Below are 24,363 nucleotides of genomic sequence, written 5' to 3'. Positions count from 1 at the left end.
CACTTACGGAGACGCCGACACCTCGAGAGACACGACGCGCAGCAGTGCTCGGAGGTCACTTTCGATCCGTCGAAACAGTTGATACACAACGATGAATCCGGCGATCCCGCCCAAACACAGCGCACGGACTGTTGCGTTGAGTTCCTCACCGGCACCCGAACCGACAAAACTGAGCCCCGCGATTCCCACCAGTGGAACCGACGCCGCGACTGCGAGGTAACGCGTGCTGCTCCGACCCAACGAGCGAATATCGCGTCCGTCATCGCTTCGTAACTCGCCGTGTGACAACAAGATCGGATACAGACATCGAACCGAGTAGTACGTCAGGATGAAGAACGGATACGCGACTGCGACGGCGCCGCACACCGCCAGCGACGACATCAGGTGCACGTAGGCTCGCTGCGGAATTCCGCCGGCGGCAATCTGCAATGCGACCGGATATGCGATACCGGCCAGAACCCACAGACCGAATGCGATCACCACCGCGCGATGTCCGACATTCAGCGTCGCGGTACGCGCTTTGTTCAAGACCTCCGCGCTGTACGTCTGACCGTTGCGCAGTCCGTCAGGCACGGTGAGTGCAAGCCGACACCAATACAGGATCGCTGCGGCACCGAGAGAGAACGCAGCCACCCCGATGACCAGATGAACCTGCTCGAGATGCTGCTGAGCCTGCGGCGAGAGACCCGAGATGATCAGCATCTTGTTGTAATAGTAGTTGTAGCCCGCCGCAAGAAGATTCGGAATTCCGATCGCGGCAAGCACTATCGGCAGCGCCCACTTCCACAACGTCGAACGTGGACTCCCTTCCGGTGGGTCCACCAGATTGCGAGCAGACCGGTCCAGACACAGTGCGAACTGACGAGCCAACTTTCGGCCGCCAGACCACCTTCCGTCTCTCTCCGGCGAGAGAGACTTGACCAGAACTCGGCGCAGCGCCGGCGGACAGTCGTCCGGTAGCCGTGCCTCGGCTGCGGGATCCACCCCGCGCCGGCGGGCCTCGAGCGCCTTCTTGGGCGACGGTGGGCTCTCCCCCGTACCGTCGTCCGTGAAAGGCCTACTCCCGGTGAGGAGTTCCCACAACATCACGCCCAGTGCATAGATGTCGCTACGGGTGTCGAGTGTGCCAGGCGCCCCCACCGCACAGGCCTCCAATTGCTCCGGAGACATGTAGGCAAGCGAGCCTCCGACAAAACATGCAGCGTCCTCGGTCGAGACCTCCTCGCTCGAGCTGACGTTGAAGTCGGCGAGCTTGGGGATGCCTTCGACGCTGAGCAGGACATTCGCCGGCTTGATGTCCCGATGTAATACGCCGTGCTCACGCGCATACTCGAGGGCATCGGCCAGTCGCATCCCCATCCAGGCCACGGTCTCCGGCCACGACATCGCAGCGATCTCGCTCCGCAGGCTCGTCTCGCTGGGCTTCATCTCTCCCTTCTTCGCCAGGGTCTTGTCGATGGCGTCGAGAAGTAGTTGTCCGGACCGCTGGGCCTGCGGTGTCACGCGGACAAGTTTGACCACGTCGAGCAGGGTCCCACCCGGCACGTATTCCATGAACAGGACTCGCAGTGCGCGTTCCTCGAGCAGCCGTTGATCGAAGACCCGGACGATGTTGGGATGGTCGAGCTGGGCGAGAGTCTGTGGCTCGACTCCAATGTTGCGCGAGATTTTCAACGCAACCCACCGCTGCATCGAGAGTTGCCGAGCGAGGAACACTCGGGCGAATGCGCCGTGCCCGAGTTCCAACACCAGTTCGAAATCGTCCAGGTGCTGCCCGATTTCGAACTCGTCGAAACCCGAGAGTCCCAACATCATCACGTCTTCGCGACCGGCCATCGAATCACGGTCGAACATCTGCTCGAAACTCTCTGCCTGCAAGGGAAACTCGCTGAGGTACTCGGCTGCTGCGACGTCCTCCCCACCCTGCTTCCGCAGCCGGAACTCCTCGTACAGGAGCTCGGCCGGTAATGGTTCTTCGAGTAATTCGGGATACTCGGCACAGTAATCCGTGAGCCGTTTCGGGCAATCATTTTTCAGCCAGCGGTACTCCATGTCGATTCCGACCAGTTCGATCAGCGCCGCCCGACGAATCTTGGCTGGATCAGGCAGATAGTCGCTCAGGTCGGACGGGGTTCGTCCCTCCTCCCAATCCGCCACAAGGCGGCCGAGGCCGTCTGCACCGTTCTGGCCGTCACGCATCACCGGCAGCGTTGAGGGGCGCAACTCGGTGACGGTGCCCCGTTCGGTCAGGGGCCCGCTCGCGATTGTCGCGTCACTGGCCTGCGCACCACGTTCATTCATGACACTTCTGTTCCGCACCTCGATCACAATGAATCGGAGTGACTCACTTCAGCGTAACCCCGGTGGTACTCCAGACCCCAGCGAATCTATTCGGCGTGAACTGCCGACTCCGTGCCGATGCGAACGAGTTCGTCGCGCTCTTTGATTTTGATCCGATCACGCCCATGCTTCACACCGAGGGCACGTTCGGCGGCATCGATGCGAAGCCATCCGTCCCAATCGACGGGCACCACTCTGCCGGCCCTGAGGACCTCCGCGATCCGGCCGTGGCCGGCTCGACGCTCGTATGCCGAATCCAACTGTCGCAGCAAGGTTTCGACGGTTTGGCGTGCATCAGGCCGAGCCGCACCGATCAGCCCGGCGGCACCTCGCTTCATCCAGCCCGTCACGAACAAACCTGCGATCGGCGAGCCGCTCTCGTCGACCGCTGCGCCGCCCTGGTGCGCAACATTGCCGCGTCCGTGATCGAAAGGCACCCCGGCAAGTGGCGTCCCGAGAAATCCGATTGCCCGGTACACAGCTTGAACCGGATAGTCGGTACAGATACCCGAAGCGGTGACGTGACCGTATCCGTCCGGGACTGTCCGCTCGACGCGGAGTGCCTCGACTTTCCCGTTGCCGAGAATCTCCACGGGCTGTCGGTAGAAGTGCAGGTGAACTCGACGCTGGGCAGTTCGGTCGGCAGGCGCAGTGTCCGCGAAACCACGGAGTGTCTCGACTGCCAGTCGGGTGTGCACCAACTGTTTGGTCATCCGCTCGACATGCCGGTCCGGTACGACATCGACAGAATCGACGACAACATCTACGCCGGGTAGTTCACCGAGAGCGCGCAACTCGTTCGGGGAGAAGCGAGCGTCGGCTGGTCCGCGCCGGACAAAGATGTGTACTTCGCGAACTCGACTGCCGGCGATCCCTTCCCGAACTTGGTCGGAGACGTCCGTGGCCTGCAGCGATTGCGCCTCGGCGAGGAGCATACGGGTGACGTCGAGTGCGACGTTGCCACCTCCGATCACTGCGACCGATTCCGCGTTCAGCGGCCACTGCGGCGAGCTGTCCGGGTGATCGTTGTACCAACCGACAAACTCGGCGCCACCGAAAGAACCTGGAAGCTCGACGCCGAGAATGTCGAGAGGTGCATCCCGCGGCGCACCGGTTGCAATGATCACGGCATCGTAGGACGAACGTAGGTCATCGACGGAAAGGTCCTTTCCGATCTCCACGTTGCAGAACAGCCGGAACTCACTGGCGACCAGCGTGGTGTGCAGAGAATGGGCGAACTTTTCGGACTCGGGGTGCCCTGGTGCGAGACCGTAGCGCACCAGTCCGTACGGCGTCGGTAGACGCTCGAACACGTCTGTCTTGGTGCCGGGCGCAAGTTCGGCGAGAGCGCCGGCGGCGTGGATTCCCGCCGGCCCCGCTCCGACGATCGCGACACTGAGCGGTGGTGAGAAGAATCGGGGCGCCGCAGGCGGGGATACCGCTGGACCTCTGGCGTTGATCATCCCCCGAGGCTAGGACCTCAACTGCGCTGGAGATCAAGTCCGCTTTCAGCAGCCCGCTTTTCAGTAACCTTGCTCTGCAGGCTTGTGCTCGGTTGTGTAGCGGTAGAAGTCCGCTAGTTGGAGTTCGCCGGCAGCTGCCTCGTCGACTATGACGGTCACGTGTGGATGCAGCTGCAGCACCGACGCCGGGCAGAATGCCGAGACCGGACCTTCGACCGCGGCCCGGACGGCGGGCGCTTTGCGGGCGCCGTCCGCGATCAGGACGAGATGCCTTGCATCACTGATGGTTCCGAGCCCTTGCGTGATCACATGATGCGGTACGTCGGCTGGGTCTGCGAAGAACCGTGCATTGTCGGCGCGGGTCCTCTCGGTCAAGGTCTTCACTCGGGTGCGCGATGCAAGCGAGGAGGAGGGCTCGTTGAAACCGATGTGTCCGTTCAGGCCGATGCCGAGGATCTGCACGTCGATGGGACCGTTTTCGGCGATGGCAGCGTCGTAACGCCGGGCAGCGTCACTGGGATCCGCGGCCCCGCCGTCGGGGCTGAACACTCGCGCATTGTCGATGTCGAGGTGATCCACGAGTTCCGTGCGGATGGTGTGCGCGTAGGACTGCGGCTGATCGGACGTGAGACCTACATACTCGTCGAGAAGATACGCGCTCATCGCCGCGAACGACACTCCCGATTCTCGATGCCTCTTGATCAGCTCTCGATACGTGTGCAGCGGTGACGATCCGGTCGCGAGGCCGAGCGTCCGCGCTCCGTTTTCGATTGCGCCGCAAACGATATCGGCAGCGATTCGCCCGCCGTCCTCCGGACTGGGAACTATGACGATTTCCATTCAGACTTCCTCACTGCTCTTGCCGGCTCCGACGATGGCCTCACGTACCGAACCCGAAGCGCGGTCCAACAGTTCGGTTGCTTCGGCGAAGTCGCATTCGGCCAACAACATGACGACCGCTGCCTTCACATGACCATCGGCATTGTCGATGGTCTCCGCAGCGATCTCGGTATCGACTCCGGTGGCTGCCGCGACGATCCGGTTCGCACGATCGACAAGCTTGGCATTGGTCGGCCGAAGATCGACCATCAGATTGTGGAATGCCTTCCCGGAGCGAACCATACTCGCCGTGGAGAGCATGTTGCACACCATCTTCTGCGCAGTTCCGGCCTTGAGCCTCGTCGATCCGGTGAGGATTTCGGGGCCGGTCTCCACTTCGATGGCCACGCCGGCGTGAGAACTCATTGCCGCGTTCCGGTTGCACGAGACTGCCACTGTTGCAGCGCCGAGTTCGCGGGCGTGATCGAGTCCCCCGATGACGTAGGGGGTACGACCGCTGGCAGCCAGACCCACCACGACGTCGTTGGCGTTCAACGAGATTGCGTCGAGATCGACCCCAGCCGCTCGCGGATCGTCCTCTGCCCCCTCGACGGCGTTCAGAAACGCTCCAGGGCCACCGGCGATGATGCCGATCACCTCGCCCGGATCGGTCCCGAACGTCGGAGGGCATTCCACCGCGTCGAGAACTCCCAGACGCCCACTTGTCCCCGCTCCCAGGTAGATCAGTCGACCACCTTGTGCTCGGGCCGCGACGATCAAGTCGACTGCGGCTTCGATGGCGGGTAGTACCGCTGCCACCGCGCCGGCCACGATTGCGTCCTGTTGATTCATCACCGTCAGCAGACCCGACACCGACATGACATCGAGATCGCGGGTCAGAGGGTTGGGTCTCTCGGTGGAGAGCATTTCCAATTGCATTGTGGCGAGTCCTCCTCGATCGATATTCATTACGACGACTCCTCGTCAGTACTCACAGCGACGACTCCTCGTCAGTACTCACAGCGACGACTCCTCGTCAGTGCCGCTTCGAAGCAATGGCATCATGGCTTCGTTGCAGAGCAGAGAGTGCGCTGGGCAGCGAGTGCGCCACCATCGCAAAAATTGTGTCGACTACCAACAGCTGACCGGTGCGGCTTGCCATCGCAGCCGATCGGAAACCGAATTCTCTACCGGCAGTGAGCAGAACGTGATGTGACTGCACGGCGAGCGTCGATCGTGCCCCTCCGGTGATCGCAGCCGTCGACGCCCCGGTTCGACGGGCAAGGGCAAGTGGTTCCACGACATCCGAAGTCTCACCCGAATGTGAGATCCCCACTGCGATGTCGTCCGGTCCGAGCAAGCTGGCGCTGACCATGGCCGCGTCTCGGTCGAGATGAACCCGGCAGTTGACGTCGATGCGAGAGAGCTTCAACGTGAGGTCTTGCGCGACGATGCCAGAGGCGCCGATGCCGTAGACCTCGACGCGGCGGGCGGATCGAATCCGGGACACAACTTCTTCGAGCGCAGCAGGATCTGTCAATTGCGCCGTGCCCTTGAGTTGTTCGGATTCGAACTCGGCGAGCTTGGCCATCACCTCACCGGCCGAGTCGGCAGCAACGATGTCCACACCGAGCGGGATCGTGTTCTCTGTACCGGACCCGCTGATCGCCGCCAGCGCGAGACGAAGCTGTGGATAACCCTCGAAACCGAGTCGTTTGGCTGTGCGGACCACTGTCGCCGTGCTTGTCGACGCTCGTTCGGCGAGGTCGTTGACCGTCAGGGTGGAGGCCAGACTGGGGTCGGCTTCGATGATTTCGGCGATCCGCAGCTCGGCAGGCGAGAGGCTACTCAGTGATGCACGAATACGAGCAAGCAGGTCGACGGACGCCGGAGCACTCCGGTCCAAAGTCATAACGCCTCGATTCGCATCGTTTTCGGAGCTGACGGCACCGATGTGATTCTAGGCAGCCCACGGCTTCCTGGCGTCAGAGATCCGAGCACACTGGCGTGACGCGCACCGGTGCACGAAGCGATGCTTCCAGGCAATCCGTGTGCGGTGAGATAGCCGAGAACCGCGAAAGCCAATGCTTCCTTGATGTCGGAAGTGACGCCGAGCTCGTCCGAAGGGACAAGCGCGATGTCGCCCAGTTCGTCACGGAGCATCGCCATCAACGTCGGGTTCTTGGTGCCACCGCCTGACACCACCACTTCGGTAGCCGCCAGCGCTTTGACGGAATCGGCGACGGTCCGGGCGGTCAGTGCAGTCAGTGTCGCGACGATGTCGGCCAGAGACAAGGATTCGTAGCCCCGCAGTGCGGCGAGTAGGTAGTCCCGATGGAACAATTCCTTGCCTGTGCTCTTGGGAGCGGGCTGCGCGTAATACGGTTCGCTCAGTAGTTGTGCGAGCAGATCGACGTTCGGTGTGCCCGCTGCGCCCAGAGCACCTCCGAGATCGAACCACTGCTCCCCCGCGGTGAATTCGCTTACCGCAGCGTCGATCAGCGCATTTGCGGGGCCGGTGTCGAAGGCAATCGGTACTGCGGCACCATCTGCCGTCGATGTCGGGACGCCACCCGGAGCAGTGACGTTCGCGATGCCACCGAGATTGAGCGCGACGGAACCCGAAGTTCTTCCGTTGAGCCACAATACGTCGAATGCGCTGACAAGTGGTGCGCCCTGACCACCCGTCGCCACGTCGCGAGAGCGCAGGTCCGACACGACCGTGCATCCGGTCTTCTCGGCTATCCAGGCCGGCTGCCCGAGCTGGAGAGTGCCTTTTACTTGCGCTCCTTCGACCCAGTGGAACATCGTCTGACCATGTGAGGAGATCAATTCCGCACTGCCACCGCACAGTTCCTCGTTCGCCCGCGCAGCGACGGCCGCAAATGCCTGTCCGATCTCGGTGTCAAGTTGGCAGATCTGACCGACAGTGGTGGACGCCGGCGGGACCGCAGCCGCCACCGCAGCCCGCAACTCACCGGAATACGGTTCGCTGACCATGCCCAGTGGGGTGAGCACAAGAGTGTCCCCGTCGATCCGGATGTCTGCTGCGGCAGCATCGATAGCGTCGTACGAAGTACCGGACATCAGGCCGATGACTCTCATGAAATATCCCTTACTCGGATCGTTTCGGCATTCGGAAAAGCTGCGGTCAGTCGACGAGTGCCCGCTTGTGGGCATTTCCTCGCAAGGTACTCAAGGCGATCGCACTGACGGCGCACGTTGCCATCACGAAGTAGGCCGGAATATCGAGATTGGAAGTTTCCTTGATCAGCCACGTGATGATCAAACCGGCGCAGCCCGAAAAGACCGCGTTGGACAGGGAGTATGCGAGTCCCAATCCGGTGTACCGAACCGAGGTGGGGAACATCTCGGAGAGCATGGCGGGTCCGGGTCCGGCAACAAGTCCCACTGCGGCGCCGGCGGCAAACACTGCAAATCCCTTGGCTGTCAAAGACGTCTGCTCGTTCTGCAGGACGTTGAGCAGCGGCAGAGCCAAGACCAGAATTATCACGGTGCCGGTGAGCATGACCGCGCGTCGTCCGATGCGATCGCTGAGTCCACCCGCGATCGGAATGGTCACCGCGAAGCCCGCATTGGCGAGCACGGAAGCAACAAGTGCCTGATGGAAAGTCGCGTTGAGCGAACTCTGAAGATAAGTCGGCATCACTACGAGGAACGTGTAACCGGCAGCAGACCACCCCATCAACCGCCCGATTCCGAGCAGAATCGCCTTGGCTGTCTCTCCGACAGTCGGCTGCACTACAGGCGCCGCTGCATCAGCTGTCGGTTCGGACTGGACTGATCGAGCACGCTCGAACGACGGCGTTTCTTCGAGGCGGAGCCTGAGCCACAGAGCAACCAGACCCATCGGAAGTGCAAGGAGGAACGGAATGCGCCAGCCCCAGTCACCGAGCTGTCCCGAGTCGAGGACAGTAGCGAGGAGTGCTGCGATCCCCGCACCGGCGAGCAGTCCGAGCGCGACGGTGAACGACTGCCACGAGCCGTAGAGCCCGCGTCGTCCGGGCGGAGCAAACTCGGTCATCACCGACACTGCACCGCCGAACTCACCGCCAGCCGACAATCCCTGCAGAATTCGAAGGACCGTCAAGAGCAGCGGTGCCAGAATTCCGACGCTCTCGTAGGTGGGGAGCACACCGATCAGGGTCGTCGCACCCGACATAAGCAGAAGAACGATCACCAAGGTGGGGCGTCGGCCGATGCGGTCACCGAGTCGACCGAACAGCGCGGCCCCCACTGGGCGGAAGAAGAAGGCCAGCGCAAACGACGCGTAGGTCTTGATCAGGCTTTCGAGGTCGCCGGAGCCGTCGGCGCTGAAGAAGTTCGACGCGATGATCGTCGCGAAGAACCCGTACACACCGAACTCGTACCACTCGATGAAATTTCCGACGGAGCCGGCGACGAGCGCCCTGCGCCGTTTGAGCTGCGCACCATCATTCCGTGTCTGCACTGTGATGCCCATGCCGTCCTCCGTTGACGAAACCCGAATATGCAACAAAGTTTCATCTGAACGGAGTAGAAATGTCAAGAAGTTTCACGATTGGATTTTTACTACGCCCCGAAGCCTTATGCTCCCGCGAACGTGAATGCCTCCGCCCGTTCGAACTGGTCAGTGGAGTCACCGGAATAGACGGTGCTCTCGTTCGGTCCGAGTCCGAGCTTTCGGACGGGTGTCCCTTCCGCGAGATCCATCGACGCCACGTCCACCCAGAAGGTATTGGGCGTCATTGCCGACTCGAAGAAATAGAGCGTGCGTTTGTGATCGACGACCGTACGCCAACGGGTCGATGAAATGTTGGGCTCGTCGGGAGTCGAAATACCGAGGGGCACCGACACATTCCGAATAACGCTGAAGGTGGATGCCAACGCCGCCCGCGGATCGTCCGTCTGCGGTATCGCATCCACATAGAACGATGCCCGCGCGAATCTGTCAGCGGCACGGTTGGTTCCGGGCAGCATGACGGTTCCGTTGATCTGCTTCCAGTACTCGTTGACGGCGAGTTGCTGATCGAAGATCGGCGAATTGGTCATCACCTGGTACTCACGGCTGTGATGAATCGTCGGGCGTCCACCGACGTACTCGATGATCGCGCTGTCTCCCCCGGCGTCCGAGAGCGACATGTGCAGCGTTGCGAGGCGGTCTTCGCCGGGAACGGCAGCGGTCACTACCGTGAACGGTTCCGACGCGAGTACTTCGACCGCTTCCTGAACTGTCGCAAAGCGATCCAGGACGTATTGCGCCCACGCCGCGATCGACAATCCCGGGGTCGAACCGTCATACGTCGGGTACTCGGACTCGACCAACCACAAAAGATTGGCAGACAGCCCAGCCTCGTTGACCCCGTCGGTCGTGCACATGTCGTAGGCCGTCGCGACAACACTTCCGTATTTCGACGTCCACTGTATCGAGTTCGGACCTGCACAGCCCTCTCTGGTCATGCCGCGCGGGAATGCCCAGAGGTTTGTTCCGAGGTCGACCTTCCAATCCATCGATCGAGCAGTGATCACAGTGTCGTTGGGCCCCAAGTAGACCAAGCGTGTACACATCGAAAGCTATCCCTTCGTTACGGCGTGACGATATTGAAACTGGGATCGAAGGTATCGAGCAACCCTCCCAGCGTCTCGAGCGCTGATTCGTCTCCGTCGAGCGAAATCTGCCCGGCCTTGGCCAGTTCGGCGGCCGCGCCCGGTTGCAGAAGCGCTCCCACGAGCGCCGCCTTCGGGCCCGAGACCGTCAGTTGTGTGTTCGGTGACGCACCCTTACGTGCATTGAGGACACCGCGCTTGACCCACGCAGTCCATGCCTCGTCGCCGCGATCGGTGAACACGAAATCGATCCGCAGTTCCGCGTCGGTGGCCTTGTCGCCGATGAGATGTATTGCAACGAAGTCGAAGAGGATGTCGATGGGCATCGCGAGGACACTGTCCTGACTTGCCGTGACGTACGGGGCAGGCTGGGCGCCCTCGCGTAGTTCCAATGCGGCCGAGAGATAGATCCCACGCCACTGCGGCCCTTCGGCTTGATAGCCCATCTGCTCGTAGACGTCGGCTTGCAGGTTCCTCGCTTCGGCGTTCTCCGGTTGCGCGAACACCAACTTGTGCAGGATCTCTGCCGCCCATCGGTAGTCCGCGGCGTCGAATGCCCGCTTACCCTCGTCCAGGATCTTCTGCGCGCCAAGGAGATCGACGAACCTCTTCGCCGATTCGACCGGCGGATGAGGATGAAGCGACACCGGATCGCCGTCCCACATTCCCAGTTCCTTGGTGTACACGGCGCGAACGTCGTGGTGCAGAGTGCCGTGATATCCGCGGTTGTACCACTTGCGCCCGAGTTCGTCCGGTAGTTCGATCACCTCGGCAGCTTCGAGCGGCGTGTACCCCTTGTTCGCGAGACGGAGTGCCTGGTCGTGAATGTACTTGTAAGTGTCCCTTTGCGATTCGATGAACGGCACCAGGTTCTCGTTACCCCACACCGGCCACGTGTGCGGTCCGTAGTGAACAGCCGCGTCGTCTCCCCACCGTTCGAGAGTCTCGTCCAGATACCGCGCGAAGTTCCGAGCGTCGCGAGTGCGCGCACCTCTTAAGGTCTGGATGTTGTGGAGCGAATGATTGGCGTTCTCCGCACAGGTCAGCGCGGCGAGTTCGGGGATCCAGATGTGCATTTCCTCCGGGGCCTCGGTATCCGGCGCGTAGAGGAACTCGAATTCCAGACCGGCTATCTCACGCTTCGTTCCGGTCTCCGTGATGCTGTCAGTGGGGGAAATATACGAGACAAGTGGACCTTTCGTGCTGATCGTGCCGATGCCGCAGGTAACCATCCCTTTGGCATCGAGATCGAGCAATCCACCGAAGGCGTAGAAGGACCGTCTCGCCATGGCATTTCCGGCGACGACGTTTTCCCCGATCGCGAACTTGTCGAACGACGCGATCGTGCCCGGTGCGATGATCGGAACTCGCCCGGACGTCACGTCGTCCAGATCGACGATCCCTTTGACTCCGCCGTAGTGGTCGATGTGGGTGTGCGTGTAGATGATCGCCGAAACTGGCTTGTCGCTGACGTGCTCACGAATCATCTTCATACCCTGGCGCGCCGATTCGACCCCCGCCATACAGTCGATGACGATCAGTCCCTCGCCACCTTCGACAACCGTCAAATTTGCCAGGTCGTTGTTCCGTACCTGGTAAAGGCGATCCGTCACCTGATACAGACCACCTCGGCGCATCAGTTGTCCTTGACGCCACAGGCTCGGATTGACTGTCTCCGGCGCGGCAACATCGTCACCGAGGTATGCCATCGCATCGGGATCGAAGACCGTATGCCCGTCATCGGCGACAACCTTGCCCGGCAACGGAGCGATCAATCCTCGATCCGCGTCGGCAAAATCCTGCCGGTCGTCCATGGCATACCGTGCGACTGCCTCGCGATTCGCCGTGACTGTGGCCGGTGTTGCGTCCTTAGGTGTCTGGCACATGGCACTCCCCGCTCGGATACGACGATCTGATACCCCATCATCTGTATCGGTTGGGCACGCGCTTGGAATCACCCGCGCAGGGTGAAGCTCGCACGAACACGCGAGGTGATCAGCCGGGGAGTTCCTCGGAATTCCGAGATGCGAGTGCAATCACCAGGACCGCGATCCCACATCCGGCAACCAGGATCCATCCCGACCTCGATGCCTGCGCGACATCCACCGATGCACTGCCGCCGATAATGCCACCGGCCAGCGCAACACCGAGAGCAGCACCGAATTGGCGTGCACTGGAGGTTATTCCACCAGCAAGCCCCGCCTGCGATCTCGGCAACCCGTTGACGGCGGTGTTGGTGATCGGGGCATTCGAGAACCCGAATCCGATACCGAGGAACAGGTAAGCGGCCAAGAGCATCGGAATCGCCGTATTGTTGTCGAGCGAGACCAGGCACAGCCCACCGAGTGTCGTGAAGCTACCAGCAATGAGAAGCGGCCGCCGCGGGCCGAAGCGTCCGACGAGTATTCCGGACAACGGCGCGCAGACCGTTGCCGCAACAGCCATCGGAAGGGTGATCGCGCCGGCCAGTGCCGGACTCATTCCGCGGGAGTGCTGCAAGTAGAACGTGCCGAGCAGTAGCGTCGCGTTCAACGCTACGAACACCACGACAGCGCCGACCACAGCCGACGAGAACGGTCTGCGGCGGAAGAGTGCGAGATCCATCAGTGGCTCGCGCTTGCGTGATTCGACGCGGATGAATGCGGCCAACGCTGCAGCAACAACGACATACCCTGCCGTCGCCGCGGCAGAGAACCATCCGATTCGCGGACCCTCGATCAGAAGGGCAACCGCCCCGCCGACAAGAATCACCAGTAGCAACTGACCGGGAAGATCGAGTCGTCGCGACTGCTGCGCTCGGGACTCCGGAACAAACACAGCAGTCAAGACGAGCACGGCCAAGATCACCGGCACGTTGATCCAGAAAACCGATCGCCAGCCGAAACTTTCGATGAGCACGCCGCCGACGATCGGCCCTGCCGCCATACTCAGGCCGAAGACCGCGGCCCACACCCCGATTGCCTTGGCCCGCTCCTTCGGGTCGGTCATCACGTTGACGACGATCGCCAAGGCAACCGGACTGAGCATCGACCCGCCGACGCCTTGGACGATCCGCGCCGCGATCAACATCTCGACGGACGGAGCGAGCGCGCAGGCAATCGACGCCACCCCGAAGACGACGAGCCCGATCTGAAAGACTCGTCTCCTGCCGAAACGATCGGCCACTGCTCCGGACGAGATCAGCAAGCTCGCCAGGACGAGTGTGTATGCGTTGACGACCCATTCCAGACCACGGGTTCCGACGCGAAATCCCTCACCGATCGTCGGCAGGGCCACGTTGACGATGGTGGTGTCCAACCCGACGACGAACAGGCTCGTGCAGCAGATCGCCAGGATGCCCCATCGCCGCCCTGCATCGAGTCCGATCACTTGCGGTTCGATCCCGCTCGAAGGTTTCATGGTCGGACTCCATCTCTCGAAGTGCTCTGCCGTACTCGACTGTCGAAAGGATCGTTGCTCTCCAGCGTCCGAAGTTGGTAAGAATTTTGCGGAAACTGCAAAGATGGACGGCATGGATGCTGAATTCGAGCAGTTGATCACCGATATCGGACCGAGACTGCGCACGCTCCGACGCGATCGCGGATTGACCCTCGAGGGCCTGTCCGAAGCCACCGGCATCTCTGTCAGCGCACTCTCACGCCTCGAATCGGGGAAGCGTCGTCCCACCCTCGATCTGCTGTTGCCGCTTGCCCGAGCGCACCGGGTCGCGCTGGACCAACTCGTCGGCGCCCCCGCTACGGGCGATCCTCGGGTCCATCTCACCCCGAGCCGACGCAAGAACGGCAGTGCCGTCGTTCCGTTGACGCGCTATCCCGGCCGCGTGCAGGTCTTCAAGCAGGTGATCGGTCCGCGTCCACCGAAGCTGGTCACCCACGCCGGCTACGAATGGCTCTACGTCCTCGCCGGGGATCTGCGTCTCATCCTGGGGGCGAACGAGGTTCTCCTACACCCCGGGGAAGTCGCGGAGTTCGACACTGCCGAGCCCCACTGGTTCGGGCCTGCCGATGAACAGGTGGTGGAAATCTTGCATCTTTTCGGCCCGCAAGGCGAGAAGGCACATGTGCGCACGAAGGCAAAAACTACTACTGCACAAGACCTGGTTCCCGAAAGTTAGTTCACTGCATGCGTTTTCAATCGGTTCGACAGTGTGTGAGCGTGCTCGAGGAGCAGCGTTCCCAACTCGGCATGACGCGCGGGCCGGAAGCGTGTTTCCACTCCGGTCAGGCTCAGCGCCCAGGCCGGGCGACCGTTGCGATCGAACACCGCGGCACCCATCCCCCAGCTTCCCTCGACGATGAGGGCTGGATTGACCGCGTACCCGGTGACACGCGTCGACTCGATTCGCTCTCGAATCGATGTCTCACTGTGGATCTCACCCCACTCCGAATCCAGATTCACCCGGGCGAAATAGTCGTCGACGTCCCGCGCCGGTAGGTGGCTCAAGATGGCAAGCCCCGCCGACGCGACCCCCAACGGGAAACGCTTCCCCTCGTGCAGCACGTGAGATCGCAGTGGAAAACTGCCTTCCTGACTCAGGATGCAGACGGTCTCGTCACCTCGGCGTGCCGACAAGAAGGCGCTCTCCCCCGTAACCCGGGCAAGTTCGTCGACGACGTCGCGAGCCCGGTCGGTGATGTCGTACCGATTTCCGGCCGCCGCCCCCAGGAGGTACAACTCCGGGCCGAGAGACCATCGACCGGTTCGTGCGTCACGGTCGACCAGTCCTTCGGCAGCCAGGGACGTGAGCAGTCGGTGCGCAGTGGGCCGAGCGAGGCCGGTGACCTTGCCCAATTCCGTGGTGGAAGTGCCCGTTGGTTCGGACGCGCCGAGGGCTCGCAGAAGTGCAGCCACCCGCGCGACCATGGCCGGCGATTGCCCGTGAGTTGGCATGCAGCCATCCTAGCGTCCATTCAATGAACGAAATTCCTTCATACGATCAGTAGTCGATCAGTTCTCGGTTGATGTTCGAGATTCCTTGAACCTGTGAACTGGAGATAGTTCACTGGATATCGAAGTGAGTGAGTGTCTACTCAATGAACGCTTGGCAGGGAGAGAACATGACAGCAAAGGTGTACGAGTCCGCAGCGGAGGCGGTCGCCGACATCGTCGACGGCGCAACGCTGGCCGTCGGCGGATTCGGCTTGTGCGGCATCCCCGACGTGTTGATCGACGCGATCGCAGCTACGAGTGCAACCGACCTCGAGGTGTTCTCCAACAACTGCGGCGTCGACGATCACGGTCTCGGAATCTTGCTGAGCGCCGGACGTATCCGACGGGTGACCGCGTCGTACGTCGGTGAGAACAAGGAGTTCGCCCGGCAGTACCTGGCCGGCGAACTCGAAGTGGAACTGACGCCGCAGGGCACGCTCGCCGAGCGTCTGCGCGCCGGCGGAACCGGAATCCCCGCATTCTTCACACCGGCCGGAGTGGGTAGCCCCATCTCCGACGGCGGAATGCCATGGCGCTACGACGCCGACGGCTCGATCGCTATTGCATCGCCTCCGAAGGAGACTCGTGTCTTCGGAACCAAGCGTTACGTAATGGAAGAGGCGATCAACGCCGACTACGCACTCGTGCACGCTGTTCTCGGAGACACCGACGGCAACCTCGTGTTCGACAAGACCGCGATGAACTTCAACCCGCTCGCCGCGATGGCGGGACGGGTCACCATCGCGCAGGTGGAACGTCTGGTCGAGCCCGGTGAAATCGACCCGGCATCGGTGCACCTGCCCGGAGTCTTCGTGCAGAGAATTGTGCACACCGGCCCTCAGAACAAGCGAATCGAAAAGCGAACCGTCAGCGCTTCGGAAGGAACCTCACGATGACCGCACCAGTGACAGTGACGGGTTGGACGCGCCAGCAGATGGCAGCGCGGGCGGCTGCAGAGATGATCGACGGGGAGTACGTCAATCTCGGAATCGGCCTTCCCACACTGATTCCCGGATACCTGGGCTCGGACGTTCGTGTGGTCCTGCACTCGGAGAACGGAATTCTCGGCACCGGACCGTATCCCACCGAGGACAAGGTCGATCCTGACCTCATCAACGCCGGCAAAGAGACCGTGACCGTCAACCCCGGTGCGGCATATTTTGATTCGGCCCTCTCGTTCGGGATGATCCGCGGCGGCCACATCGACACCGCAGTCCTCGGCGGTATGCAGGTGTCGAAGACGGGTGACCTCGCAAACTGGATGGTCCCCGGCAAGATGGTCAAGGGCATGGGCGGCGCAATGGACCTCGTCCACGGTGCCCGGCGTGTCATCGTCGTCATGGAGCACAACGACCGCGACGGCAACCCCAAGATCGTCGACGCGTGCACCCTGCCCCTGACCGGCCAGGGCGTGGTGAATCGGATCATCACCAACCTCGCCGTCATCGACGTGAGCGAAGAAGGTCCACTCGTCCTGCGTGAACTCGCCCCCGATGTCAGCGTCGAAGACGTAGTCGCCGCAACCGGCACCGAACTGAAAGTTGAACTGGCATGACCGACACGACCACTGTGATTGTTGCGGGAGCTCGTACCCCGATGGGTCGACTCCTCGGATCGTTGAAAGACCTCTCCGGGTCCGACCTCGGCGGCATCGCCATCAAAGGCGCCCTCGACAAGTCCGGAGTCGCACCCGAACAAGTCGACTACGTCATCATGGGACAGGTCCTCACCGCCGGCGCCGGCCAGATGCCCGCCCGCCAAGCCGCCGTCGCCGCCGGCATCCCCATGAACGTCCCCGCCCTGAGCATCAACAAAGTGTGCCTCTCCGGCATCGACGCCATCGCCCTCGCCGACCAACTCATCCGCGCCGGCGAATTCGACATCGTCGTCGCCGGCGGGCAGGAATCGATGTCCCGCGCACCCCACATGCTCGAAAAAAGCCGCGAAGGCTTCAAATACGGCGACGTCACCCTCCGCGACCACATGGCCTACGACGGCCTCCACGACATCTTCACCGACCAGGCCATGGGCCTGCTCACCGAACAGGTCAACCAACAAGAAACCGCCCACATCACCCGCGCCGAGCAGGACGCCTTCGCCGCCGCCTCACACCAGAACGCGGCCCGCGCCTGGAAAGACGGCCTCTTCGACAACGAAGTCGTCCCCGTCTCCATCCCCCAACGCAAGGGCGAGCCCATCGTCTTCGCCCAGGACGAAGGCATCCGCGCCGACACCACCACCGAATCCCTCGGCAAACTGCGTCCCGCGTTCAGCAAGGACGGCACCATCACCGCCGGCTCCGCCTCCCCGATCTCCGACGGCGCCGCCGCCGTGATCGTGATGAGCAAAACCAAAGCCGAAGAACTCGGCCTGACCTGGATCGCGGAAATCGGCGCCCACGGCGTCGTCGCCGGACCCGACTCCACCCTCCAGTCCCAACCCGCCCGGGCCATCGCCAAAGCCTGCGCGAAGGAAGGCATCGACCCCACCGACCTCGACCTCGTCGAAATCAACGAAGCATTCGCCGCCGTCGGGATCGCCTCCACCCGCGAACTCGGCCTCGACCCCGCCAAGGTCAACGTCAACGGCGGCGCCATCGCCGTCGGCCACCCCCTCGGCATGTCCGGCGCCCGCATCGCCCTGCACCTCGCCCTCGAACTGCAACGCCGCGGCGGCGGCATCGGCGCAGCCGCACTCTGCGGCGGCGGCGGACAAGGCGACGCACTCATCGTCCGCGTCCCCAAGGCGTAATTACTTCCTGCTCACCAGACAGGTCGCCGAGCCCTCATCATGCTCGGCGACCTGTCTGTTTCGTGCCGGAGGTTATTGGTGATCGAGCGTCGTCGAGCGGTTACGCAGCAACGTCTCGATCTCCGATCGCCGGTACCTCCGATGCCCGCCAAGCGTTCTCAGAGTGCCGACTTTGCCCTCCCTCGCCCATCTGGACACCGTGGTCCTGTCGACGTGGAACAGTGCTGCAACCTGTTTGGTCGTCAGCCACTCGTCGACAGGTGCTGTGTGCTCTTCTTCTCGGCTCATTGGCAGTCATTCGTAGCTGCCGACCGAAGGGATGGGTCCGACGATGAATTGGCAACCCCTGGCGTGCTGTGAAAGACTCGCTGCAAAACTTTACTATTCCTTGGGGAAATAATGTCGAAGTCGGTAACTCTGATCCGTTCCACGTCACTCTCTTCGGTGGCTGAATATGCCTATGCAGCAACGGCTCCCGCCGATGCACGGCTGATCTTCCTGGCCGGATCCTGCCCGTTGAACGAGGACGGCTCCACTGCCGCCATCGGTGACTACGCAGGACAGGCAGCCAAGGCCGTCGACAACTTGAGAACAGCTCTCTCGGACGCGGGCGCGTCCATCACCGACGTGATCAACACCCGCGTTCTGGTGGCGTCGAGCAAGCAAGCCGACCTGGTTGCGGCGTGGGAGGTAGTCCGCGACGCGTTCGGTGATCACGACGCCCCGAGCACTCTGATGGGTGTGACCGTTCTCGGTTACGACGATCAACTGGTCGAGATCGAGGCAATCGCGGCCGTCGTCGACTGAACTCGAACCGAACCGGGCGTTCCTACCGAGGATCTTCATGAGCAAGGGCCCGGTAGCCCTTTGCCCCCGCGCGATCCACTGCGGCTCGCACAACAGCGAAGATGGCTCCCTGCAGGGCTGCGGCGATCAGGACTTCCTTGCTCGACCTGCTCAAGTCTTTGGGCTCGGGCGCATTCTTGTCGTCACCGATGCGCTTCCACACCTGCTGGAAGACAGCGCCGGCCAAGATGCCGCCCAGAACGCTGGTCGCCAGTGAGAGTGGCTTGTACATCGCTTTCGATACTGCGCTCATTGCGCGGATCCTCCGTGGTTCGATACGTACCGCCTGAGCGGCTGACCGACTCTCACTACCCAGCAGGCGAGGTGTCGAAACATTGCACCGGCAAGGCACGAAGACGACTGTCGCACGTTGTGTTCCACGGGTTTGCCACTTCTCGAGCCGGGTAGGATCGTCTTAGCGAAAGAAGGTTGTGTAAGTCATGGAAAACTACAGAATCGAACTACCGGACGGTACAACGGTGATGGAAGATTTCGTCTCGGATCGCGCCGCAATCGCATACGCGGTCGATCTGAATCACGGTTGTAGCGAGAAAGTCTCGGTATTCCGTATCACCGCCGAGGGAGAAACCATCCCGACTCGGATGTGCCCCAAACCGAATCCTGGTTCTCGGCGTCGCGCGCGAAGCGTCCGATAGAAGCCGGTCAAGAAGCGTCGAGGCGCGGAAAGAGCGTCTCCCTTGCAAGCAGCAGCAAGGCCGCAGCGACCGGAATCGCCAGCAACGCACCGACAATACCGAGCAACGCTCCACCCAACAGAACCGCGACAACGGTCACCAGTGCCGGGACCGCCACCGTCTTCCCGATGATCTTCGGAACGAGCAGGTAGTCCTCGAGCAGACGTAACGCAATGAAGAACGCAACTGTCGCCAATGCCGTTGGGACAGAGACTGTCAGGGAGACCAGGGCGACGACAACCCCTGCGATCGTGGAACCGACTATCGGGATCAGATCGAGCAGAGCGACCAGCAGCGCCAGGATCAACGGATACGGCACGTCGAAGATCAACAACCACGCGAAGGTGCACACTGCGGTGATCACGGAGATCAGAACATTGCCGAGGACGTACCCACCCACACCTGCCAGTATCTGATCACCGATGGCGATTGCTCGTGGCCGCCGCGAATGTGGCACCAGCCGATACAGATTCGTGCGGATTCGTGGGTAGTCGATCAAGAAGTACGTCGTCAGTACAGCAACGATTCCAGCGTCGGCGACTGCGCTGAACACCGCCCGCCCCGCTCCGAGCAAACCCGTCGCGAGCGCAGACCCCGAACCGTCCAGTTGGGTGGTGAGGTGCTCCTCGAGGTGATACTTCTCGTCGAGGTCGCTGACGATCGGATACCGGTCACGAATGTGTGTCAGAAGTTCGGGAGCGTGTGATGCGAACTGACGTCCCTGCTCGACCAGCGGGGTGATCGCAGCAACCAGAAACAGCGCCAACATCACTGCAATTCCGAGGAGTACCACAGTGACTGCGATCCAGCGTCGGAAATGTCTCCGCTCCAGCCAGACGATCATCGGTTCGATGCCCACCGCGAGAAACAGCGCGACCACGATCAGGATCAGCATGCCTCGCGCCGCCAGGAGCACTTCGATCACCGCGTACGTCACGGCAACACCGGCCGCCGCGCTCAGACCGATGAAGAACGGTGAACGACGATCGAATCTCGGCCCCGGTTCGCCCAGCGGCCGGACGGGAGTCGCCAATGCTGCGGCTTCACGTTCGGCTTCCGCCATCGGATCTGCCGCTTTGACTTCACTGTCGGAGTCCGGTGAGGTGTCCGCGGAACTGGGATCCATTCAAGCCACCTCACGATCCGCGCGACTTCCCGGCACGGGAGTGAGTACCCGTGCCGTGGCCGGATCAACCTCGAGGCTTCTCCGCTCCGCTTCGGGTCAGCGCGAGACCGGTTCCTACCACTCCGATGATCGACACAGCGATGGCGATGCTGGGCCAACCGTCGCTCTGCCAGTAGACGTCGTCGAGAGTGATCAGTAACGCAGCCTCGTCGACGATGAGCCCGAGTGCGATGCCCAACGCGATGCCCATCCATGTTCTTGCGCGAGGGCTTCGGTCTACGAGTCCGAAGATCGCCACCCCGGCCAACAGCAGAATTCCCCATAAATAGTGATGCAGATGAGTGCCACCGGCGCTGATGTCGCCGACGTCTCTGGTGTCGATCTGGATCAACCACGTCACCAGACGTGCTCCGCCGAACGTCAACGTGAAGGCCACCCACGCCAACACCAAACCGCGGCGCGATTCGTCAACCTGATTCCATCTGCGAGGGAATCTGAATCGCTCGGCAGATTTCTCTTCGTCATGGTCTCGAGAAAGCATCCTTCATGTTTACCCGATGCCGCTCAGATCGATAATTTGGGGTAGAGAGACCGAAAACCAGTTGGAGCACAAAAAGCGGTACCCGATCTCCGAAGAGATCGAGTACCGCCTTCTCAGCTACTCGCGCAGTATTGATCAATACCAGACTTTTCGTCCGCCCACTGCGCGCCCGGTAGCACCGAGGATGGACAAAACTGCACCTACGACGACCAAGATGATGCCGACGGTGGTCAGAATGCTCAACCCCGTGAAAAAGCCGATCAACGCCAGAATAATGCCGAGAACAATCATGTGAGAACCTCATCCGGTATGCGTATCAAAATGATCTACTCAACTGACGCTACTACAGAAACTTCACAATCGATAAATCCGATAAATACATTCATAAATGCGAAACTCGTATTACTACCCAATAGTGTCACCGTTAAAACATCAGCCTTTCTCTTATCTCTACGTCACAGTTCCACGTCCTCGATCTTCGCCTCGACCGCCGGCGTGATGTGGCTCAACACGCAGCACCAACGACCGTCTCGCCGCGCGAACACGTCGGTGGTCCACTCGTCGGCGTCGTATTGTCTGCCGCCGTAGTGCGCGGTATTGACGATCCGCGTAGTGAACAGTGCGACGTCACCGAAGAAACGCACGCGAGCGCTCCCGACGCGGTCCATCGCCGAATGAGTCAAGTCGCCCGAGGCCACGAAGCCCAGGAACTCCGCTTTGGTCGACACTCCGGATTCCGAGACGATCACCCAGTCGTCTGCCATGAAATCGCCGATCCGTTCGGCGTCGTTCGAGCACATCGCGACGTTCCACTCGTCTGCGACAGCGACCAATGCCGCACTCTCCTGATCCGACATGTCTTCTCCCTCTACCGTCGTCACCCTCGGCGGGTGATGCCCCGACGGCAGGGTTCCCGCAGGGTGGACTTCGAACCGACGTGCACGACGAGAGGGCAGAGATGACAGACACCAGTCGCACCGAGCTTGCAGCTCAGGCGTATATCTACGGATTTCCCCTCGTTTTCAATCTCGACCAGGTCCATCGGTATGTTCACAACGGTGTCGGAGCGAACCCCGCCGCACCTTTCAACACCTTCAGCCACGCCCGCACACTGGCCGGGCCGGCAGACACTTTCGTCACGATCAACAACGACACCGTGTATTCCATGGCGCAGATCGATCTCTCTGTCGGCCCCGTTTCGCTGCACGTCCCCGATACCGATGGCCGTTACTACGTCCTCCAGTTCGTGGACGCCTGGACAAATAATTTCGCTTACGTCGGGCATCGGGCCACCGGCACGAAGAGCGGAGACTTCCTTCTCGTCCCACCCACCTGGACGGGAACCCCGGCGGACCAGACCACGGTGATCAGATTTCCCACGAACATTGCGTCGATCGTGGGCCGGTGGGCATGCGGTGGCGACGACGACCTCCCTGCGGTGCACGCCTTGCAGGACGCCACCACACTGACCGTCGTCGACTCCACCGGAAACTCGGCGGGTCTCCCAGTGCCCGAACCCGGGGTAAGCCAGGACCTCCTGTTCCTCGAGAAACTCCGCATCTGGTCACAGGCGTTTCCGCCGGCCCCACGCGATCGAGAACTCCAGGATTCCTTCTCCCCGATCGGAATCGACGAGCCCGGGGCCTCTCCCTATAGCTCACACTCTGCCGCTTCACTCTCTGCCGACGAGGCAGCCGCGTTGGCTGACGGATTGACGATCGGTGAGAAGAACCTGCTCGAGGCCCTCACCAAAGGCTCCAGCCCCGAAGTCAACGGATGGAAGCTCACATTCCACGCCTTCGACTACAACCTCGACTACTTCGAGGTCGGCACAATCGACGATCCACAATTCAAGATCGCCGATCCCAAGTTGCGCATCGTCGAACGCGCCGCGGCTGCCAAGGGCGGGCTGTGGGGCAACCACCCTTACGAAGCGGCGTACATCATGACCTACGTCGACGATCAGGGCGAGCAGTTGAACGGAAACCAGACCTACACAATAAGACTCGACCCCACTCCGCCGGTGAGCGCCTTCTGGTCGCTGACGATGTACTCGGTGCCGGACTTCTTCCTCGTGGCGAACCCCGTCGACCGATACTCGATCGGCGACCGCACTCCAGGAATCGTCCACGACGCCGACGGTGCGTTGACGATCACGATCAGCCACGAGGAGCCGAAAGATCCCACGGCGAAGGCAAACTGGCTGCCCGCACCGCGCGGGGATTTCCGACCGGTACTGAGAATGTACGAACCTTCGCCCGCCGTGCTCGATCAGTCCTACGTCGTCCCCGCCATCACTCGCTCGCAAGAATGACGGCTCGCGTCTGACGGCCTGCCTGTGCGGGCCGTCAGACGGACGCAGAATCAGGCGTGCGTGCCGCCGTCGATCCGGATCTCCGTGCCCGTGATGAAGGCACCATCGTCGGATGCCAACATCGCGATAACTCCCGCAACACTTTCCGGCCCGGCCATGGGGGCACCACCGGACTCCAGATCAGTGCTCAGAATCGGTGACAACTTGCCGAAGAGTGACCAGTCGGTGTCTTCCGGCAAGTACGACGCCGTAGTATCGGTGATCCCGCTCTTCACACTGCCCGGAGCCACCGCGACGGCACGCAGACCCTGCTTGCCGTATTCGAGAGCCAGTGCGTGAGTGAAGGACTGGATTCCTCCCTTACTTGCGGCATACGCGGCCATGTACGGGTGCGCGAAGGCAGCGGAGGTGGAACTGAAATTCACCACGACTGCGTTGCCGGTGGCAAGGAGAGCCGGCAGTGCCTGGCGCGTGACGAGGAAAGTGCCCGTCAAATTCACGGAGAGCACCTGATTCCACAGGTCCAGCGAGGTCTCGTGGGTGTGCCCACCACGCAGTATCCCGGCGGCGTTGACCAGTACGTCCAATTCCCCGAGAGACGAAATCGCCTGACCCACAACCTTGATGACGGAACCCTCGTCACCGATATCGACGACGACGGTGTCGAGGCGATCCTCCGTCGAAGCATGTTCTGCCGATTTCCGGGTGTTCGCCAAACCCTGCTCGGAGATGTCGGCAGCGACCACGCGGCCACCTTCGGCGAGCAACCGCAGCGCGGTGGCCTGCCCGATTCCAGATCCTGCGCCGGTGACGAGAATACGACGACCTTCGAAACGATTCATTGCTGTGTACCTTTCACGAAAACGAGTTGGCTGGCATTCCAGGCTCGGTGGCGCCGACACTCACAACTCACCCGCGAGCAACTTCAGGTA

Annotated in this window: 24 protein-coding genes; 6 read left to right on the top strand and 18 right to left on the bottom strand. The window is 61.7% G+C overall.

Annotated features, from left to right (window positions below; translation table 11 throughout):
• Positions 1 to 3 precede the first annotated feature (3 nt).
• The 10 genes from M0639_RS05945 to M0639_RS05900 all read right to left on the bottom strand — a co-directional run bounded on the left by M0639_RS05945 (position 4) and on the right by M0639_RS05900 (position 13,628).
• Positions 4 to 2,301, bottom strand: coding sequence for a serine/threonine-protein kinase (locus M0639_RS05945; protein ID WP_063314906.1), 2,298 nt, complete (start codon positions 2,299 to 2,301; stop codon positions 4 to 6).
• Positions 2,302 to 2,387: 86 nt separating this feature from the next.
• A complete protein-coding gene (locus tag M0639_RS05940) occupies positions 2,388 to 3,803 on the bottom strand; it encodes an FAD-dependent oxidoreductase (protein ID WP_064075787.1) in 1,416 nt (471 codons plus the stop codon).
• 60 nt (positions 3,804 to 3,863) lie between these two features.
• Positions 3,864 to 4,643, bottom strand: coding sequence for a glucosamine-6-phosphate deaminase (gene nagB / locus M0639_RS05935; protein ID WP_003941456.1), 780 nt, complete (start codon positions 4,641 to 4,643; stop codon positions 3,864 to 3,866).
• Positions 4,644 to 5,561, bottom strand: a complete 918-nt coding sequence (murQ, locus tag M0639_RS05930) for an N-acetylmuramic acid 6-phosphate etherase (protein WP_039972677.1) — start codon at positions 5,559 to 5,561, stop codon at positions 4,644 to 4,646. It abuts the gene before it with no gap.
• Positions 5,562 to 5,658: 97 nt separating this feature from the next.
• Positions 5,659 to 6,534: a MurR/RpiR family transcriptional regulator gene (locus M0639_RS05925; RefSeq protein ID WP_003941452.1), complete on the bottom strand. Its 876-nt coding sequence runs from the start codon at positions 6,532 to 6,534 to the stop codon at positions 5,659 to 5,661.
• Complete coding sequence (locus tag M0639_RS05920) at positions 6,531 to 7,727, bottom strand: anhydro-N-acetylmuramic acid kinase (protein WP_064075788.1); 1,197 nt, start codon at positions 7,725 to 7,727, stop codon at positions 6,531 to 6,533. The genes M0639_RS05925 and M0639_RS05920 overlap by 4 nt, the downstream gene beginning before the upstream one ends.
• 46 nt (positions 7,728 to 7,773) lie before the next feature.
• Positions 7,774 to 9,105, bottom strand: coding sequence for an MFS transporter (locus M0639_RS05915; RefSeq protein WP_007726415.1), 1,332 nt, complete (start codon positions 9,103 to 9,105; stop codon positions 7,774 to 7,776).
• A gap of 104 nt (positions 9,106 to 9,209) precedes the next feature.
• Positions 9,210 to 10,190 (bottom strand): linear amide C-N hydrolase, encoded by a 981-nt coding sequence (locus M0639_RS05910; protein ID WP_064075789.1) that lies wholly within the window; start codon positions 10,188 to 10,190, stop codon positions 9,210 to 9,212.
• Positions 10,191 to 10,207: 17 nt separating this feature from the next.
• Positions 10,208 to 12,115, bottom strand: coding sequence for an alkyl/aryl-sulfatase (locus tag M0639_RS05905; RefSeq protein WP_042452401.1), 1,908 nt, complete (start codon positions 12,113 to 12,115; stop codon positions 10,208 to 10,210).
• 109 nt (positions 12,116 to 12,224) lie between these two features.
• A complete protein-coding gene (locus M0639_RS05900) occupies positions 12,225 to 13,628 on the bottom strand; it encodes an MFS transporter (protein ID WP_064075790.1) in 1,404 nt (467 codons plus the stop codon).
• A gap of 112 nt (positions 13,629 to 13,740) precedes the next feature.
• Between M0639_RS05900 and M0639_RS05895 the strand changes: the two genes are divergently transcribed.
• Positions 13,741 to 14,343, top strand: a complete 603-nt coding sequence (locus M0639_RS05895) for a helix-turn-helix domain-containing protein (protein WP_064075792.1) — start codon at positions 13,741 to 13,743, stop codon at positions 14,341 to 14,343.
• On the opposite strand, the gene M0639_RS05890 is transcribed toward M0639_RS05895, so the two are convergent.
• Positions 14,340 to 15,119: an IclR family transcriptional regulator gene (locus tag M0639_RS05890; RefSeq protein WP_007726402.1), complete on the bottom strand. Its 780-nt coding sequence runs from the start codon at positions 15,117 to 15,119 to the stop codon at positions 14,340 to 14,342. The two genes, M0639_RS05895 and M0639_RS05890, sit on opposite strands and share 4 nt — an antisense overlap.
• A gap of 167 nt (positions 15,120 to 15,286) precedes the next feature.
• Here M0639_RS05890 and M0639_RS05885 point away from each other — a divergent pair, with 167 nt between their 5' ends.
• Genes M0639_RS05885 through M0639_RS05875 form a run of 3 tightly spaced genes read left to right on the top strand, consistent with a single transcriptional unit; the run spans position 15,287 to position 17,909 of the window.
• Entirely contained in the window at positions 15,287 to 16,054 is a 768-nt protein-coding gene (locus M0639_RS05885) for a CoA transferase subunit A (RefSeq protein ID WP_172403426.1), read from the top strand.
• Positions 16,051 to 16,713, top strand: coding sequence for a 3-oxoacid CoA-transferase subunit B (locus tag M0639_RS05880; RefSeq protein ID WP_064075791.1), 663 nt, complete (start codon positions 16,051 to 16,053; stop codon positions 16,711 to 16,713). The genes M0639_RS05885 and M0639_RS05880 overlap by 4 nt, the downstream gene beginning before the upstream one ends.
• Complete coding sequence (locus M0639_RS05875; RefSeq protein ID WP_063314911.1) at positions 16,710 to 17,909, top strand: acetyl-CoA C-acetyltransferase; 1,200 nt, start codon at positions 16,710 to 16,712, stop codon at positions 17,907 to 17,909. Before M0639_RS05880 ends, M0639_RS05875 begins: the two co-directional genes overlap by 4 nt.
• Positions 17,910 to 17,981: 72 nt before the next feature.
• Here M0639_RS05875 and M0639_RS05870 read toward each other — a convergent pair whose 3' ends face one another.
• Positions 17,982 to 18,197 (bottom strand): BldC family transcriptional regulator, encoded by a 216-nt coding sequence (locus M0639_RS05870; protein WP_003945782.1) that lies wholly within the window; start codon positions 18,195 to 18,197, stop codon positions 17,982 to 17,984.
• Between the two features lie 111 nt (positions 18,198 to 18,308).
• Here M0639_RS05870 and M0639_RS05865 point away from each other — a divergent pair, with 111 nt between their 5' ends.
• Entirely contained in the window at positions 18,309 to 18,716 is a 408-nt protein-coding gene (locus tag M0639_RS05865; protein WP_054800685.1) for a RidA family protein, read from the top strand.
• A 22-nt stretch (positions 18,717 to 18,738) separates the two neighbouring features.
• On the opposite strand, the gene M0639_RS05860 is transcribed toward M0639_RS05865, so the two are convergent.
• From M0639_RS05860 to M0639_RS05840, 5 genes are all read right to left on the bottom strand, one after another.
• Positions 18,739 to 19,008: a DUF4235 domain-containing protein gene (locus M0639_RS05860; RefSeq protein ID WP_003945929.1), complete on the bottom strand. Its 270-nt coding sequence runs from the start codon at positions 19,006 to 19,008 to the stop codon at positions 18,739 to 18,741.
• 410 nt (positions 19,009 to 19,418) lie between these two features.
• The gene (locus M0639_RS05855; RefSeq protein WP_042453495.1) at positions 19,419 to 20,576 is read right to left on the bottom strand and encodes an AI-2E family transporter; all 1,158 of its coding nucleotides are present in this window, start codon (positions 20,574 to 20,576) and stop codon (positions 19,419 to 19,421) included.
• Positions 20,577 to 20,640: 64 nt separating this feature from the next.
• Complete coding sequence (locus tag M0639_RS05850; RefSeq protein ID WP_003945539.1) at positions 20,641 to 21,117, bottom strand: hypothetical protein; 477 nt, start codon at positions 21,115 to 21,117, stop codon at positions 20,641 to 20,643.
• A 135-nt stretch (positions 21,118 to 21,252) separates the two neighbouring features.
• Complete coding sequence (locus M0639_RS05845) at positions 21,253 to 21,408, bottom strand: DUF6131 family protein (protein WP_003945564.1); 156 nt, start codon at positions 21,406 to 21,408, stop codon at positions 21,253 to 21,255.
• 164 nt (positions 21,409 to 21,572) lie between these two features.
• Positions 21,573 to 21,974 (bottom strand): nuclear transport factor 2 family protein, encoded by a 402-nt coding sequence (locus M0639_RS05840; protein ID WP_007734703.1) that lies wholly within the window; start codon positions 21,972 to 21,974, stop codon positions 21,573 to 21,575.
• A gap of 101 nt (positions 21,975 to 22,075) precedes the next feature.
• Here M0639_RS05840 and M0639_RS05835 point away from each other — a divergent pair, with 101 nt between their 5' ends.
• Positions 22,076 to 23,431, top strand: coding sequence for a DUF1254 domain-containing protein (locus M0639_RS05835; protein ID WP_064074083.1), 1,356 nt, complete (start codon positions 22,076 to 22,078; stop codon positions 23,429 to 23,431).
• Positions 23,432 to 23,481: 50 nt separating this feature from the next.
• On the opposite strand, the gene M0639_RS05830 is transcribed toward M0639_RS05835, so the two are convergent.
• Positions 23,482 to 24,273: an SDR family NAD(P)-dependent oxidoreductase gene (locus M0639_RS05830; RefSeq protein ID WP_064074084.1), complete on the bottom strand. Its 792-nt coding sequence runs from the start codon at positions 24,271 to 24,273 to the stop codon at positions 23,482 to 23,484.
• Positions 24,274 to 24,363: the final 90 nt, after the last annotated feature.

The organism is Rhodococcus qingshengii JCM 15477 (genome assembly GCF_023221595.1).
In the GTDB taxonomy this organism is placed as follows: domain Bacteria; phylum Actinomycetota; class Actinomycetes; order Mycobacteriales; family Mycobacteriaceae; genus Rhodococcus_F; species Rhodococcus_F qingshengii.
Note: the sequence above shows the minus strand (reverse complement) of the source record. Positions and strands in the feature narration are given on the sequence as shown.

Bases quoted from the DNA above. Each gene is read 5' to 3' on its own strand.
- M0639_RS05840 (WP_007734703.1), bottom strand. From the start codon at position 21,974: ATGTCGGATCAGGAGAGTGCGGCATTGGTCGCTGTCGCAGACGAGTGG.
- M0639_RS05870 (WP_003945782.1), bottom strand. From the start codon at position 18,197: ATGAGCCGAGAAGAAGAGCACACAGCACCTGTCGACGAGTGGCTGACG.
- M0639_RS05835 (WP_064074083.1), top strand. From the start codon at position 22,076: ATGACAGACACCAGTCGCACCGAGCTTGCAGCTCAGGCGTATATCTAC.
- M0639_RS05845 (WP_003945564.1), bottom strand. From the start codon at position 21,408: ATGATTGTTCTCGGCATTATTCTGGCGTTGATCGGCTTTTTCACGGGG.
- M0639_RS05925 (WP_003941452.1), bottom strand. From the start codon at position 6,534: ATGACTTTGGACCGGAGTGCTCCGGCGTCCGTCGACCTGCTTGCTCGT.
- M0639_RS05915 (WP_007726415.1), bottom strand. From the start codon at position 9,105: ATGGGCATCACAGTGCAGACACGGAATGATGGTGCGCAGCTCAAACGG.
- M0639_RS05865 (WP_054800685.1), top strand. From the start codon at position 18,309: ATGTCGAAGTCGGTAACTCTGATCCGTTCCACGTCACTCTCTTCGGTG.
- nagB (WP_003941456.1), bottom strand. From the start codon at position 4,643: ATGGAAATCGTCATAGTTCCCAGTCCGGAGGACGGCGGGCGAATCGCT.
- M0639_RS05830 (WP_064074084.1), bottom strand. From the start codon at position 24,273: ATGAATCGTTTCGAAGGTCGTCGTATTCTCGTCACCGGCGCAGGATCT.
- M0639_RS05920 (WP_064075788.1), bottom strand. From the start codon at position 7,727: ATGAGAGTCATCGGCCTGATGTCCGGTACTTCGTACGACGCTATCGAT.
- M0639_RS05910 (WP_064075789.1), bottom strand. From the start codon at position 10,190: ATGTGTACACGCTTGGTCTACTTGGGGCCCAACGACACTGTGATCACT.
- M0639_RS05905 (WP_042452401.1), bottom strand. From the start codon at position 12,115: ATGTGCCAGACACCTAAGGACGCAACACCGGCCACAGTCACGGCGAAT.
- M0639_RS05860 (WP_003945929.1), bottom strand. From the start codon at position 19,008: ATGAGCGCAGTATCGAAAGCGATGTACAAGCCACTCTCACTGGCGACC.
- M0639_RS05895 (WP_064075792.1), top strand. From the start codon at position 13,741: ATGGATGCTGAATTCGAGCAGTTGATCACCGATATCGGACCGAGACTG.
- M0639_RS05885 (WP_172403426.1), top strand. From the start codon at position 15,287: ATGACAGCAAAGGTGTACGAGTCCGCAGCGGAGGCGGTCGCCGACATC.
- murQ (WP_039972677.1), bottom strand. From the start codon at position 5,561: ATGCAATTGGAAATGCTCTCCACCGAGAGACCCAACCCTCTGACCCGC.
- M0639_RS05880 (WP_064075791.1), top strand. From the start codon at position 16,051: ATGACCGCACCAGTGACAGTGACGGGTTGGACGCGCCAGCAGATGGCA.
- M0639_RS05900 (WP_064075790.1), bottom strand. From the start codon at position 13,628: ATGAAACCTTCGAGCGGGATCGAACCGCAAGTGATCGGACTCGATGCA.
- M0639_RS05850 (WP_003945539.1), bottom strand. From the start codon at position 21,117: ATGCTTTCTCGAGACCATGACGAAGAGAAATCTGCCGAGCGATTCAGA.
- M0639_RS05890 (WP_007726402.1), bottom strand. From the start codon at position 15,119: ATGCCAACTCACGGGCAATCGCCGGCCATGGTCGCGCGGGTGGCTGCA.
- M0639_RS05875 (WP_063314911.1), top strand. From the start codon at position 16,710: ATGACCGACACGACCACTGTGATTGTTGCGGGAGCTCGTACCCCGATG.
- M0639_RS05855 (WP_042453495.1), bottom strand. From the start codon at position 20,576: ATGGATCCCAGTTCCGCGGACACCTCACCGGACTCCGACAGTGAAGTC.
- M0639_RS05945 (WP_063314906.1), bottom strand. From the start codon at position 2,301: ATGAATGAACGTGGTGCGCAGGCCAGTGACGCGACAATCGCGAGCGGG.
- M0639_RS05940 (WP_064075787.1), bottom strand. From the start codon at position 3,803: ATGATCAACGCCAGAGGTCCAGCGGTATCCCCGCCTGCGGCGCCCCGA.